The sequence below is a fragment of the Brevibacillus sp. MCWH genome, from assembly GCF_013096935.1.
In the GTDB taxonomy this organism is placed as follows: Bacteria; Bacillota; Bacilli; order Brevibacillales; family Brevibacillaceae; genus Brevibacillus; species Brevibacillus aydinogluensis.
The window spans coordinates 48,335-62,233 of sequence record NZ_SDLF01000018.1 but is presented as its reverse complement, the minus strand read 5'-3'; the positions used below and the strand labels follow the sequence as shown (position 1 = coordinate 62,233).

Here is a 13,899-nt window from a genome sequence, read left to right as displayed (position 1 = left end):
GGGACAATATCCGCTCCCGTTTCGGGTGTATGTATGCCCGCCACACTCGCGACCTAGCGAAGCCCGCCGGGAAAATCCACATACCCAGTCGGTGAAATCCGCGGGACCTGTCCGTGAAATGGTCGCGTTACAGCCGGTGCACCTTGTGCCGGTCCGATCCCCGCAGGTACGGTTCCAACAGCGTGAGCTCCCGCTGCTGGCAGGTGAACAGGAACACCTGGTGCTCTTCGCTCAACTCCGCCACATAGGCCAGCGTCCGCTCCAGCCGCTCCTGATCGTAGTGGGCAAAATGGTCGTCGAGAAACAGCGGCAATGGCTCCGTCTGCCGACTGACCAGACGCAGCAGCGCCACCCGCTGTGCAAAGTGGAGCTGATCCTGCGTGCCCAGGGAACACTGTTCCTGCTCCACGACCCGCTGCCGGACGGGTTCCAGCAGCCGGACCGCAAACCGTTCGCGCGGGTCCAGCCGCACGTCCCGGTACTTGCCGCCCGTGATCCGGGCCATCACATCGGAAGCCAGTCCGTTCAACACAGGGGAGACGTCCCGATTCCATTCCGCCAAAGCCTCCCGCAGCGTGTCACGGGCCAACTGCAGCGCTTCCCTTCTCATCTGCAGGCTGCGCAGGGCGGCGATGGCGTCCTCGTATTCACTGCGTGCCCGCGCAACCGATACGGAATCATGGCTCCCCATCTCGCCCGATGCCCGGGCGATTTGCTCCCGCAGTTCCTGCAGCCGCTCTTCCGTCTCCTTCAAGGACTGTACGAGACCATCCCGTTCCCGGTCCCGTTCCGCTTTTTCTGCTTCCAATATGGAGCGCAGCTCATCCCCCCAGCGGGCGAGCAGCCGCGCTTCTTCCTCGCGCCGCTTCCACTCCTCCGTCTGCCTGTCCGCTTCCCGCTGCCGGCTCATGTTCAGCTGCGCTTCCCGAAGCTGGAGAAACGCGTCCCAATCAGCCGCGTTCCATGCCTGATAAATCTCGCGAAGTGTTACTTCCAGGCGGTCCGCCTCCTGCTGCAAGCGCCGCCACTCCTCGATGACGGCCGGCACGTGCTGGTTTCCGCGTGCACGTCTGCGCCTCAATGTACCGACCGCAGCCAAGAGGACTGCCAGTACGCCGGCAATCCAGCCATACGTTCCTTTCCCCGCCAGGAAAGCACCTGCCGCTGCCGCCAACAGCAGGCCGCTTCCCGCCCGCAACAACCGATCTGAGGAAAATTTTCCCGTCGCTTTTTGCCGCTGCCGCGGCCGCTCCGTTCCGACGATGGCGGATGCGGCCAGGCTATTTACCTGTTCCCGGCAGGTTTCCCACGCCTTGCGCAATTCGAGGGCCCGCTGGTAGTCGGCTTCCAGCCGTTCCCGTTCCGTTTCCGATCCCGTATCGGCATCAGGGGCAGATCGGGCGGCCAGCGCAGCCAACAGCTCCCGCGTTTCCCGGTGCAGACGGCGCTCTTCCGCGGTGACGGCATTTTCTTCCCACGCTTCCCACTGTTCAGGAGAAGGAGCAATGTAGCTTTGGCGCCAGCGCGCCTGCCATTCCGCCTCTGCCTCCTGCACCCTGTGCAGGCGCTGCCGCAGCTTTTCCCGCGTCCGCTCCCGTTCTCGCCGCTCCGCTTCCCAATCCGCGATCTGCCGGGCCAGCCTGCTAGCAGCAGTCCACCCCGCTTCCGCTTCGGCCAGGGCACGCTCTTTTTGTGCGACGCGCGCACCTGCTTTTCCCAGGAGCGTATTGTCCGCCCGCTCCTTTTTCCCGATCGCCGCCAGTTCCCGCTCCAGTTCCGCCAGGACCCGATTGACCGCCGGGTCGGCTTCGTCCGTCCCCAGCGATGGCAGCAGGTGCTCAGCCGCCGCCATCTGCTCCCGCCTGATCCAGGTGACATCGGTAAACAGGCTGCGCGTCAACCCGAGGTGCAGCTCGAGAAAATTGCGCTCCTTTCGCCGGTCTTCCTGGTACAGGCCGGTTACCTCCGACCAGTCCGGATTGAGAAACAGCCGCGCCTGCTCCCGCTCCTTTTCCAACCAGCGGTGCAGCCGGTATGATTTGCCCGCCACTTCGTACTGGACGATGGTCTCGTACGTCCCGCCATCCCAGGGCAGGTACTTCTCGTACTCCGGCAGGTAGCGGGCCGTCCGGACGTAGTCTTTTTTCATCCCGTACAGCGCGGCAAACAGCCCCTCCAGCAGGGTGGATTTGCCCGCTTCGTTGGGGGCGCAAAACAGGTTGATCCCTGGGGCAAAGCGAAAAACCGCGTCACGCCACTTGCCAAATCCCCGCAGCTGCAGTTCGTCGATTTTCACCGCAAGATCCCCCCGATCCGCGCCAGCGCTTCCCGGCGAGCCATCCTGGCGATGTCACGCTGCCACTCGTCGGCACCTTCCGCCTCTGCTTCCGCCAGCTTGGACAGCCATCTGCCCCAGACACCGGATTGTGCTTGCAGCTGGTCAGCGTCCAGATCGGGCCAGGTGCGATCCGTGCACTGCACGTAAAAGAAGCGGGACAGCCGCTGCTCCACCACTTCCACCGGCGGGGTGAAATGGGCGGACCTCTCCCCTGTCAGGGTCAAATACAGCAGACAGTCGTCCTCCTCGTCGGCCAGCTCCCGCTCCAGCACATTGACGAGCTGTTCCGTCGTCTCCGCCCCCGCAACGTCCACCTCCCGCCTGGAGATGATGCGGCTTTGCACCGGCACGTGCTCCAGCCGGAGGCGTCCGTCTTTCTCCAACTCGCCGTACATGACAAAACGCTCCCCCGCTTCTTTGGCGGAGAGCCCTTCCGGCGAACCGGGATAGGCGGCAAACGGCGTCTGGCTGACCGGGTGGAGAAACACGGCCGGCTTGTGGATGTGGCCCAGCGCGATGTAGTCCATGCCTGCTGCAGCCATTTCTTCCAGCGTCATCGGCGCGTACGGATGGTGCCCGTCCGCCCCGCCGTTAACCACGCTGCCATGCAGCACCATCAGGTGGTGCCGATACCCGTGCAGCCGGCCGGGAAAGGCGGGCAGCGGCGATTCGTACACGTGCGGCTGGGGGAAACCCCATCCGTAGACGACGCATGATTTGTCCGGGAATTCGTACGCCCCCCATTCCGGTGTAAACCAGAAAACATTGCCCGGCCACTCCAGCGTCTGGTAATAGGAGTCGGGATGCCACGGATCGTGATTGCCCGGCGCGATGCAGACCGGCACCGGCGCCACGCTGGCAAACAAATCGCGCAAAAAAAGCGCGGTGGAGCGCCTCCCTCCGTGGTATTCCAGCAGGTCTCCGGCGATCAGCCAGAAATCGGCCTGCTTGTCCAGCACCAGGTCGCGGATGGTGCGCATCGTCCGGCGAAAGTCCTCCTGCCTGAGCTCGTACAGGGCGGACAATGTCTGAAGCGGCGCATCCAAATGGACGTCCGCGGTATGGATAAACCTCAGCATGTGAACCTCCCCGACATGACAGCGCCCCGCTGCCGTGTTACACTTTGGTCAACGGTTGTATCGTCACGCGAACATATTTTCTCTTTCATGATACAGGAAGCAACAACCGATTGAAAAGGAGCGATTGCGATGCGAATAGCGTACCTGGACTGTTTTTCCGGGCTCAGCGGCGACATGCTGCTGGCCGCGCTGGTCGACGCGGGGGCAGACCGCGATCGGATCGAACAGGAATTGCGCAAACTGCCGCTGGGACCGTTTCGACTGGAGTGGAAAACCGTCGTCAAAAAAGGCGTCAGCGCACTAAAACTGGACGTTGTCGATGAGAAACAGGAACGCGCCCGCGGGCTGAAGACGCTGCCCGTCTTGGCCGGAAGCCATCACGCACAAGGCGAGCACAGTCATGAGCATCACCACCACCACGGCCACGGTCACGGGCATCACCATCACGACCACCACCATCACGATCACAGTCACGAGCATCGCGGCCACGATCACCATCACCACGACCACAGCCACCATCACCGCCGCTACAAGGAGATCGCAGAGATGATTGAAGCAGCCGATTTGGCACCGCGGGTCGCCGCCCGGGCTCAGGCCGTGTTTGAAAAAATCGCGGTCGCCGAGGCAAAAATCCACAACGTCCCTGTGGAAACCGTCCACTTTCACGAAGTGGGGGCACTTGATTCGATCGTGGACATTGTCGGGATCGCCCTGGCCCTGGAAGACCTGGAGATCGACCGGTTGTACGCCGGTCCCGTCCCCACCGGAAACGGCTATGTCCGCTGCGACCACGGACTCTATCCGGTCCCCGCTCCGGCGACGATGGAACTGCTCAAAGGCATTCCCTTGCGCCAAACCGACATCCAAAAGGAGCTGACCACTCCCACAGGGGCAGGCGTCGCGGCAGCCCTGGTCCGCCAATTTGGGCCGCTGCCGGCGATGACCGTGGAAGCGATCGGCTACGGGGCGGGCACGCGCGATCTGCCCGACCAGCCCAACGTCCTGCGCGTCCTGATCGGCCATCCCTGCTGAGCAAAAAAACAGCCTTGCCCGCTTGTCAGCGGACAAGGCTGTCGTTTTTTCACTAGCGGAGCAGGCGAATAAACTCGCGCATGAACCCTGGCAGATCCGGCCAGGCGTGAGCCGATACCAGATTGCCGTGCACGTGCAGCGTGTCGGTCTTGTAAACGGCGCCGCACGCTTCCACATCGGGACGGCATGCCTGGTAGGCGGTCAATTCCCGGCCGCGCAGGTGTTCCTTGACCAGAGTCAGGACTTGCGAGCCGTGGCAGATTACCGCGACCGGCTTGTTTGCTTCAAAGAAGTGGGCGAGGATCGGCTTTAAGTGTTCGTTCAGCCTGATGTACTCCGGCGCCCGTCCCCCGGGAATGATCAGGCCGTCGTACTCTTCCGCCCTGACGTCGGCAAACGCGACGTGGGAAGACAGCTGGTAGGCGGGTTTTTCCGTGTACGTCTCGCTGTGTGCTTCAAAATCGTGACAGACCGTGTGCAGCGTCTTTTTGGCGGGGGAAGCGATCACCGCTTCAAATCCCTCTTCCAGGCAGCGGTAGTACGGATAAAAGACTTCCAGTGCCTCCACCGCGTCACCGGTGACAATCAACACCTTTTTACTCATCGCACAGCCTCCCTGCGTCTTTCTGAGGAAACTCTTCCTCCCTTTTCCATTTCTCCACGCAGCCTGTTTCCTCCTGCCTGGACTGTGCCTGTGCAGATTCCGCCAGCAGCAGCGCCTGCTGGTACACCTGTTTCAGCGGCACTCCGGCCTGCTTTGCCAACCGGGCGCAGACATCGTATTCCGGCGCCGCCTGCACCCGCTCACCCCGATGGTAGCCCAGCTTGACCGGCACGTCTCCCCACTCGGTGGTCACGGTCACGACACGGCGCGCCAGCCTGTGACAGGAAACGGGGAAATAGCGAACGCCAAAGGTGGTCGTCTCCCGAAACAGGATGGATTTCAGCTCGTCCAGCCGGCTGCCGTAGCACAATGCCTGCAGCAGCACGCCGGGACGGCTCTTTTTCATCGTCGCAGGCAAAAAGTGGACATCGTTGGCTCCCGCTGCCAACAGCCTGTCCAACACATGGGCCAGCCACTCGGGACTGCTGTCGTCCAGGTTGGCCTGGAGCAGGTACATTCCTTCGTCAATGTGTTCCTCTTCGTGCTGCCGCCGTTCCTTGACGACAGGCACGTCGCTCCCGTTCCCCCGCGTATCGCTCTCCAGCCGGATCACCGCCACTCCTTCCCCGTACTCCACCTGCGTAATCCGGCCGTCAAGCCGGGCGAGCGGCCGGGCGCCCACTGCCTTGAGCCACAGCATGGCAAGCGGGGAGAACTTTTCTGGCGGCCAGTTCTCTTCGCGGATCATCCAGCCCTCAAGCAGTGTCAACAGCGGAACAGGCAGACCGGCAGGGACGGGCAGGCACTGTATCCCCAGTTGGAGACGATGATCGTTTGCCGGCAGGAGTGTCGTCAGTGTCCGCAGCGCTTTCTCTTCCGCCGCCCAGTCGTCCTCCCGGCAAAACGAGCGGTACAACGCTGCGCGTTGCAGGATGGCCGCCGCGTGTTCGTCTGCGGAGAAACGGTCCGTTCCCCCGGCGGGCATAAGGCGCATCAGCGGTTCGGCCAGTTCGCGCAAAAACAGCGGCCGTTCGCTGCGTATGACCAGTTTCATCATCACCCCTCCTTTTGGCACGATTCCTTTTCTTGCATCATACACCAATCCAGCTTGCAGCGCCTGCCGTTTGCGTCTGCCATTTGGCAAAAAGTAATGCGGATAATGCGGCCAGGCTGGCAGAAACTACAACGAGAAACTACCTGGCTGGAGGGAGACAAAATGTTTGTTTTCCGCCTAATCGTTCAGATCAGCTTGTGTTTGACAGTTTCCACCTGTCTGCTGTCTTCCGCTGCAACCGCTGCTTCCTCTGTCTCGTCCGGCACACAGGATGATTCCATCTTCAAGGAGCGGCTGGAGTTGTTCCAGCAGATGGAACTGGTCTACGGTATCCCCTGGCCGTATTTGGCGGCCATTGATCAATACGAACGAAGCATGCAGAGACGGACCAAACAGGATTCCCCTGAAAAGGAGCAGCAGCGGCGCTTGACCGCAATTAACATTCCCCCTGCCCGGTGGTGTGGAGAGCTGAATCCTGAGGATGACGATACGGACCCGGTATCCATCCGCTTTTTTGGCGGAATCGGAGCAGACGGGGACGGGGACGGAAAAGCGGACCGCAACAACGACATGGACGTGCTTGCGGCGATGATCCGCTTCCTCGCCTCGTACGGCTTCCAGCATGACGACTGGCGCATCGGCTTGTGGGCCTATTACAAGTGGGATTGGGCGGTCAAGACCATCACCCAGTTTGCCGCCGTGTACAACAAGTACCAGCGGCTGGATCTGCACGACCACCACTTCCCCATCCCCAAACGGTACAACTACAGCTACCACAGCACATGGGGCGATCCGCGCGGCTGGGGCGGGCGACGCATCCATGAAGGGACGGACATCTTTGCCGGATACGGGACACCCGTGCTTAGCACAGGGTACGGCGTAATCGAAGTGGTCGGCTGGAACCGGTACGGCGGGTGGCGCATCGGCATGCGCGACATGAACAACATCTATCACTACTTTGCCCACCTTTCCTCGTTCCGAAAGGGGCTGAAGCCGGGAGACATCGTCGAACCGGGAGAAGTGCTGGGCTACGTCGGCAGTTCCGGCTACGGCAAACCGGGTACATCCGGCAAGTTTCCCCCCCACCTGCACTACGGCATGTACCGGGACAGAGGCTACAGCGAATGGGCGTTTGACCCGTATCCCTATCTGAAACGCTGGGAGCGGCAAATGTACAGCAAAAAGAAGAAGCGGTGAGCAGCCGCTTCTTCTCAGACTGAAGACAAACGGTTCATTGAGTTAGCGGCCACAAAAATGATTCCCAGGCCGAAAGGCCTGCCTATTCATCAACCGAAGCGAAAAGACAATGGGCATCGCATGGCGGGATGGGCCAAGCGAGCTCCTTTGACGACCGACTCAGCGGAAAAACGAAGACGCGGGGACCAACAGGGGACACAAGTCTCACTTCCTCGAAATACCCAGATGTTTGTCCCCTGCCCGTGTCTCGTTTTGGAGCGGACATCATTCGCTTCTGTGCTGGGCGTCAAGCGAGCAAGCGGGCCCGATCTCCCATGCGCCGCAGACTTTGTCTACACGCTGAGAAGAAGCGGTGAGCAGCCGCTTCTTTTTTTGACAGCCCTTTCCTGTCCTACATACAATGGAAACAGAAAAAACTGGACAACCGTAAGAGGTGATACGCCATGGGCGTTCTCACGATGCAAAATCCGGCCACCGGCGAAATCCTCGGCGAACTGGCGGAAGCGACGCCAGACGAGGTGCGCCTGGCGATGGAGCGAGCCAGGCAAGCGTTTCCCGGTTGGTCAGCGCTGCCGCTTCCGGAGCGGCTCCACTACCTGACTCGACTGCGCCACTGCCTGGCGGAGCAGGCAGAAACGCTGGCGGGAAAAATCAGCGCTGACACCGGAAAACCTACGCTGGAAGCGCTCATGACGGAAATATTTATCACGGCCGACACGATCCGTTTCTACGAAAAGCACGCGAAGAGCATGCTGTCCCCCAGACGGGTGCCCACGCCGCTGGTGCTGTGGCCGAAACGGTCGTCCATCCACTACAAACCGCTGGGCGTGGTCGCCGTCATTTCGCCGTGGAATTACCCGTTCCAGCTTTCTGTCATTCCTGCCCTTTCCGCGCTGGCGGCCGGCAACACGGTCCTCTTGAAGCCGTCGGAAGTCACGCCGTACACCGGCCTGGTCATGGAAGAACTGTTCCGGACCATCGGCTTCCCCGAGGGCGTCATCCAGGTGCTTCACGGCGGCAGGGAGGTGGGGCAGGCGCTGGTTGCTGCCAAGCCGGACAAAATTTTCTTCACCGGCTCGGCGGCGACGGGCCGCGCCATCATGAAGCAGGCCGCGGAATATCTGATCCCGGTAGAGCTGGAACTGGGCGGCAAGGACCCGATGATCGTCTTTGCCGACGCCCATTTGGAGCGGGCCGCCAATGCCGCCGTCTGGGGCGCGTTTACCAACGCGGGACAGGTCTGCATGTCCGTCGAGCGTCTCTACGTCGAGCAAAGCGTATACCCGCAGTTCGTGGAGCTGGTCAAGGCGAAGACAGCAGCGCTGCGCCAAGGTTTTCCCCGACAGGCCGACATCGGCTCGATGACCTTTCCCCGGCAGGCCGAGATTGTCCGGGACCACGTGGCCGACGCCATCGCCAAGGGAGCCGTGGTGGAGATCGGAGGCCGCTTTGACGAAGACGGGATGTTTCTGTCCCCGACCGTCCTGACGGGCGTGACGCACGCGATGAAAATCATGCGTGAGGAGACGTTTGGCCCCGTCCTGCCGATCATGTCCTTTTCCTCCGAGGCTGAAGCGATCCGTCTGGCGAACGACTCGCCGTACGGGCTGAACGCGTCCGTCTGGTCGCAGGACGAAACAAAGGCCAAGCGGGTCGCCCTCCAGCTGGAAACCGGCAACGTCTGCATCAACGACTGCCTGGTCAGCTTCGCCAACCCGCATCTGCCCTTTGGCGGCGTGAAGCAGAGCGGCATTGGCCGCTACCGCGGTCCGGAAGGCTTGCGCGCGTTCACCCACGCCGTCTCCGTCATACACGATCCCGGCAGGCAAAAACGGGAGGTCAACTGGTATCCCTACACCGAGGAGCAGGAGACGATGTTTGTCGGGCTGATCAAAGCCCTGTTCGGCAGGGAACGAAAATGGAACCGCCAGGCCCTTTTGGCAGCCTGGCGGGAGTGGAAGCGTCTGCGGGAATAGCGGACGCCCTTTTTTGCCTTATTAGGCGAACTGACGGTTCAGGTTGGCCATTTCGATGGCAGCCGCAGCCGCTTCCCATCCTTTGTTGCCTGCTTTGGTGCCGGCCCGCTCGATCGCCTGCTCGATCGAGTCTGTTGTCAGCACGCCAAAAATCACGGGAACGCCGGTAGCCAGGGAAATGGACGCCACCCCTTTGGCGCATTCGCTGCACACGTAATCAAAGTGAGGCGTCGCCCCGCGAATCACCGCGCCAAGCGTGACGACGGCGTCGTAGCGGCCGGACTCCGCCATTTTCTTGGCGATCAGCGGAATCTCAAAAGCCCCCGGCACCCAGGCCACGTCGACGTTTGCATCCTCCACGCCGTGCCGCTTCAGCGCGTCCAGCGCGCCGCCGAGCAGTTTGCTGACAATCAATTCGTTAAACCGGGCTGCCACAATGCCTACGCGCAGACCCGTTCCTACCAGATTTCCCTCGAACACTTTCATGGTTGTTCACTCCTTATTCAAAGTTGGAGCAGGTGACCCAGCTTCTCGTGTTTGACGGCCAGGTACCGCTTGTTGTGCGGATGGGCGGGTATCTGTATCGGCACGCGCTCCGCCACTTCCAGTCCGTAGCCGCTGAGGCCGCGGATTTTTCGCGGGTTGTTGGTCAACAGCCGCATGCGTTTCACGCCCAGATCGCGCAGAATTTGCGCCCCGATCCCGTAGTCGCGAAGGTCGGCGGGGAATCCCAGCTTTTCGTTTGCTTCCACGGTGTCGTAGCCGTCCTCCTGCAGCTTGTAGGCGCGCAGCTTGTTGATCAGGCCGATGCCGCGCCCCTCCTGCCGCATGTACAGGAGAACGCCCCGCCCTTCCGCTTCGATCTGCCGCAGGGCGGCGTGCAGTTGCGGGCCGCAATCGCAGCGGTGCGAGCCGAATATATCGCCGGTCAGGCACTCGGAGTGGACCCGCACCAGCACCGGTTCGTCCGGCGTGATCTCGCCCTTGATCACCGCCACGTGTTCTTTGCCGTCCAGTTCGTTGGTGTAGGCGGCGATGCGGAAGTCGCCGTATTCGGTGGGCAGCTTCACCTCGATTTCCCGTTTGACCAGCCGCTCCGTCCGCATCCGGTAGCGGATCAGGTCGGCGATGGTGATCAGTTTGAGATCAAAACGTTCGGCGATCTCGGCCAGTTGGGGCAGGCGGGCCATTGTCCCGTCCTCGTTCATGATTTCGCAGATCACCCCGGCGGGAAATGCACCCGCCAGCCGGGCCAGATCGACGGCTGCCTCGGTGTGGCCGGCCCGGCGCAGAACGCCGCCCGGTTTGGCGATCAGCGGAAAGATATGGCCCGGGCGCCGAAAATCGTCCGCCGTTTTTCGATCGTCCAGCATCGCCAGCACCGTGCGCGAGCGCTCGTGAGCGGAGATGCCCGTATGGGTGCCGGCTTCGTCGATGGAGACGGTAAACGCCGTCCCCTGCCGGTCGGTATTGGCCTCCACCATCGGCTTGAGCTTTAGCCGGGCGGCGTGTTCGTCCGTGATCGGCACGCAGACGAGGCCGCGTCCGTGCGTCACCATGAAATTGATCATCTCCGGCGTGGCCGCTTCCGCCAGGCAGACGAAATCCCCTTCGTTTTCCCGGTCCTCGTCATCCACGACGATCACCGCTTTTCCCCGTTTCAAGTCTTCCAGCGCTTCTTCTATGGCATGGAACATGATCGGTTCCCTCCCTTCTGTTTTGACAGCACCCGTCGATTCCATCAGAGGAACCCGTGCTCTCGCAAAAACTCCGGCGTAAGCCCCGTCCGCCGCTCCTGCTGCGGCTGTTCAGAGCGCCACGCCAGCAGTCGCTCCACGTACTTGCCGATGACGTCCGCTTCGAGGTTGACCGGATCCCTGATCTGCTTGTCCCGCAGATTGGTGTGGACCAAGGTGTGCGGGATGATGGAGACGGAAAAGCTTTCCGCGTCCACATCGACGACCGTCAGGCTGATGCCGTCCAGGCAGATTGAGCCGCGCGGCACCACGTATTTGAGCAGATCCGGCTCCGCTCCGATCCGAAACAGCACCGCGTTGGCATGCGGGTGGCGCGAGAGAATGGTTCCCGTCCCGTCCACGTGGCCGGAGACGATGTGGCCGCCAAAGCGGTCCCCCAGCCTCATCGCCCGCTCCAGGTTGACGATCTGCCCCCGTTTTGCCTGCCGCAAACTGGTTTTGTTCAGGGTCTCCGGCATTACGTCCACACTGAAGTGACGATCGCTATGAGATGTTACGGTCAGGCAGACACCGTTGACGGCAATGCTGTCGCCGATGCGGACACCTTCCAGCACCCGTTCGGCACGGATCACCATGCGGCATGCCTTGCCGTCACCCGTCACGCTCTCCACTACGCCCACTTCTTCTACCAGTCCGGTAAACATGGCGTCGCACTCCTCCTCGTTTCTCACGATTGCGCATCCCAGACGGGGTAACCGGTGATCCGCAGGTCGTGCGGTCCCACCTGCTCCCACTCGACATCGGCCAGCTGCACCGCCTCGTCCATCCGTTCCAGCCCCTGGCCGCCAAACGGAGTGGGGGCGCCGGCGCCGCCGACCAGCTTCATGGAGAGGTAGGCGACGATCTTTTGGACCGCCCGCGCGCCCAGAAACGAACCGTTTACCTCCGCACCGCCTTCTACCAACAGCGAGGTGATGCCGCGCGCTCCCAATTCGTCCAGCACCCTCTCCACCGTGACCAATCCGTCCGGCACGATTACCGTCACGCCGCGCTCCTCCAGCGCCGCCCGCTTCACTGCCGGCGCATCCGCCGAGGTGACAATCCACGTCGGCGCCTTGCCGTCATTCACCACGCGGGCATCCAGCGGTGTGCGCAGCTGCCTGTCCAAAATGACCCGCACCGGCTGACGTCCTGTCACCCTGCCCGACGTCCGGGCGGTCAGCTCGGGGTCGTCGGCGATTACCGTCCCAACCCCGACGAGAATCGCGTCGTTTTGCCGGCGCAGTTCGTGCACCTGCCCGCGCGCTTCCTCTCCCGTGATCCAGCGGCTGTGCCCCGTCACGGTGGCGATTTTGCCGTCCAAAGTGCTGGCCGTCTTCACGGTGACGAACGGTCGCCGGGTGGTGATGTAGTGGAAAAAGACTTCGTTGAGCCGCCGCGCCTCCGTCTCCCCAATGCCGACGGTGACCTCTACGCCAGCATCGATCAGGCGGGACACCCCCTGCCCCGCCACCTGTGGATTGGGGTCCAGCACGGCCACCACCACACGGCTGATCCCCGCCTGGATGACTGCATCGGCGCAGGGAGGCGTACGTCCGTAATGGCTGCACGGCTCCAGCGTGACGTACAAGGTGGCTCCTCTTGCCCGTTCGCCGGCCATCCGCAGCGCGTGCACCTCCGCATGCGGCTCGCCCGCTTTCAGGTGGGCGCCCATGCCGACGACCTCGCCGTCTTTTACCACCACGGCCCCCACCAGCGGATTGGGGCTGGTCTGTCCCGCGGCGGAACGCGCCAGCTGCAGCGCCAGTGCCATGAATCGTGTGTCGTGTTCCATCGTGCGCTCCTTTCCCGCTTCGTTTTCGCCCCAACAAAAAATGCCCTGATGTCGGATCAGGGCATAGGGGAATAAGCCTGTTGCTGTCCGTTTTTTCAACAAACGGATGCACAGGCTCACCAAATACCTTCTCCCATCCGGACTGTACCGTCGGCCTTGGAATTTCACCAAGTCAGTCGCTGTCGGCCTAAAGCCAAAAGCGAGTCGCGGGCTGAGACGTGCGTTCGTCATCACCGCCGGTCGGGAATTTCACCCTGCCCTGAAGGTTGGTATTCAGTTATGGGCATTATACCACATATTCAGACGGGTCCAACACTTTTTTCGGTAATTGACTCGTCGTGCTTCTCCTTACGGCATGTCGTCCGGCTGATCATCCGGTCTTGGCACGTCCGGTTTTCCGTCAGGATTGTTGTACAGGTACTGCGGCACGTCGCCGATGACGAGCGAGTGAGTAATCGGAATTTTGGTGGTCACCGTCTTCTGGTCGGTGGCAAACGGGATGACGATCCGTAAATCGACTTCGACGTAGATGTACACCGTGACCAGGACCATGTTGATCCCCGCTTCTTTCATCTCCGTATTAAGGCGCGTCTTTACCGCTCCGATCGGCACAAAAGTGACGGGAAGTTCCGGCCCCATCTGCGCCAGGAAGCTGTTGCCCGTCGCCAATCCGAGGGGGATGTACCGATCCACTTTTTCGTCTTCCAATTCCCTCAATCGCTGCTGTACGCGGGACGTGGTTTCCCCCACAATCCGCGAATATTCCTTGAAATTGAACTGGTACGCCTGAATTTTTCCCTCGTTGTCCTTTTCAATCTTGACGATCTGGTTGAAGTCTACACCCTGCTGCGTGATCCGCTTCGTCACCGCGTCGGTGATGGCCTGTTTGGCCAACTGCTCCGCCTTTTGTGACGCCAGGATCAGCAGCGTCGGCTTCAGACGTTTCTCGACAAACACCAGAAACTGGATCATCAACACGAAAAATATGACCAGCGCGATAAAAAAAGCTTTCGTGCGCGAAAGCGGATTTCTCCATCGCCGACGGGGTCGAAACAGCGCCACGCCCGTCACCTCCCAGTTGGTACATC

Annotated in this window: 12 protein-coding genes and 1 riboswitch; of the genes, 3 read left to right on the top strand and 9 right to left on the bottom strand. The window is 61.5% G+C overall.

What is annotated here, in order from left to right; translation table 11 throughout:
- Positions 1–127: 127 nt before the first annotated feature.
- Together ETC00_RS15115 and ETC00_RS15110 are read right to left on the bottom strand one after the other, a co-directional pair.
- Positions 128–2,296, bottom strand: coding sequence for an ATP-binding protein (locus tag ETC00_RS15115; RefSeq protein ID WP_171566910.1), 2,169 nt, complete (start codon positions 2,294–2,296; stop codon positions 128–130).
- On the bottom strand, positions 2,293–3,417 hold the full coding sequence (locus tag ETC00_RS15110; RefSeq protein WP_171566909.1) for a metallophosphoesterase family protein: 1,125 nt from the start codon (positions 3,415–3,417) through the stop codon (positions 2,293–2,295). The genes ETC00_RS15115 and ETC00_RS15110 overlap by 4 nt, the downstream gene beginning before the upstream one ends.
- A gap of 129 nt (positions 3,418–3,546) precedes the next feature.
- Between ETC00_RS15110 and larC the strand changes: the two genes are divergently transcribed.
- Positions 3,547–4,449 (top strand): nickel pincer cofactor biosynthesis protein LarC, encoded by a 903-nt coding sequence (gene larC, locus ETC00_RS15105; RefSeq protein ID WP_171566908.1) that lies wholly within the window; start codon positions 3,547–3,549, stop codon positions 4,447–4,449.
- 52 nt (positions 4,450–4,501) lie between these two features.
- Here the strand turns inward: larC and ETC00_RS15100 are convergent, their stop codons facing one another.
- Together ETC00_RS15100 and larC2 are read right to left on the bottom strand one after the other, a co-directional pair.
- Positions 4,502–5,053, bottom strand: a complete 552-nt coding sequence (locus ETC00_RS15100; RefSeq protein ID WP_171566907.1) for a DJ-1/PfpI family protein — start codon at positions 5,051–5,053, stop codon at positions 4,502–4,504.
- Positions 5,046–6,107 (bottom strand): nickel pincer cofactor biosynthesis protein LarC2, encoded by a 1,062-nt coding sequence (gene larC2, locus ETC00_RS15095; protein WP_171566906.1) that lies wholly within the window; start codon positions 6,105–6,107, stop codon positions 5,046–5,048. Before larC2 ends, ETC00_RS15100 begins: the two co-directional genes overlap by 8 nt.
- Positions 6,108–6,269: 162 nt before the next feature.
- Here larC2 and ETC00_RS15090 point away from each other — a divergent pair, with 162 nt between their 5' ends.
- The gene (locus tag ETC00_RS15090) at positions 6,270–7,304 is read left to right on the top strand and encodes a M23 family metallopeptidase (protein WP_171566905.1); all 1,035 of its coding nucleotides are present in this window, start codon (positions 6,270–6,272) and stop codon (positions 7,302–7,304) included.
- 443 nt (positions 7,305–7,747) lie between these two features.
- Positions 7,748–9,280, top strand: coding sequence for an aldehyde dehydrogenase family protein (locus ETC00_RS15085; RefSeq protein WP_171566904.1), 1,533 nt, complete (start codon positions 7,748–7,750; stop codon positions 9,278–9,280).
- Positions 9,281–9,301: 21 nt separating this feature from the next.
- Here ETC00_RS15085 and ribH read toward each other — a convergent pair whose 3' ends face one another.
- From ribH to yunB, 5 genes are all read right to left on the bottom strand, one after another.
- A complete protein-coding gene (gene ribH / locus ETC00_RS15080; protein ID WP_171566903.1) occupies positions 9,302–9,766 on the bottom strand; it encodes a 6,7-dimethyl-8-ribityllumazine synthase in 465 nt (154 codons plus the stop codon).
- 17 nt (positions 9,767–9,783) lie between these two features.
- A complete protein-coding gene (locus ETC00_RS15075; RefSeq protein ID WP_171566902.1) occupies positions 9,784–10,977 on the bottom strand; it encodes a bifunctional 3,4-dihydroxy-2-butanone-4-phosphate synthase/GTP cyclohydrolase II in 1,194 nt (397 codons plus the stop codon).
- A gap of 44 nt (positions 10,978–11,021) precedes the next feature.
- A complete protein-coding gene (locus tag ETC00_RS15070) occupies positions 11,022–11,681 on the bottom strand; it encodes a riboflavin synthase (RefSeq protein ID WP_171566929.1) in 660 nt (219 codons plus the stop codon).
- Positions 11,682–11,704: 23 nt separating this feature from the next.
- Positions 11,705–12,811, bottom strand: coding sequence for a bifunctional diaminohydroxyphosphoribosylaminopyrimidine deaminase/5-amino-6-(5-phosphoribosylamino)uracil reductase RibD (gene ribD, locus ETC00_RS15065; protein WP_171566901.1), 1,107 nt, complete (start codon positions 12,809–12,811; stop codon positions 11,705–11,707).
- Between the two features lie 121 nt (positions 12,812–12,932).
- Positions 12,933–13,082, bottom strand: a riboswitch (FMN riboswitch).
- A gap of 77 nt (positions 13,083–13,159) precedes the next feature.
- Positions 13,160–13,882 carry a sporulation protein YunB gene (gene yunB, locus ETC00_RS15060; protein ID WP_171566900.1) on the bottom strand — a complete coding sequence of 241 codons (723 nt, stop codon included), beginning with the start codon at positions 13,880–13,882 and terminating at the stop codon, positions 13,160–13,162.
- Positions 13,883–13,899 lie beyond the last annotated feature (17 nt).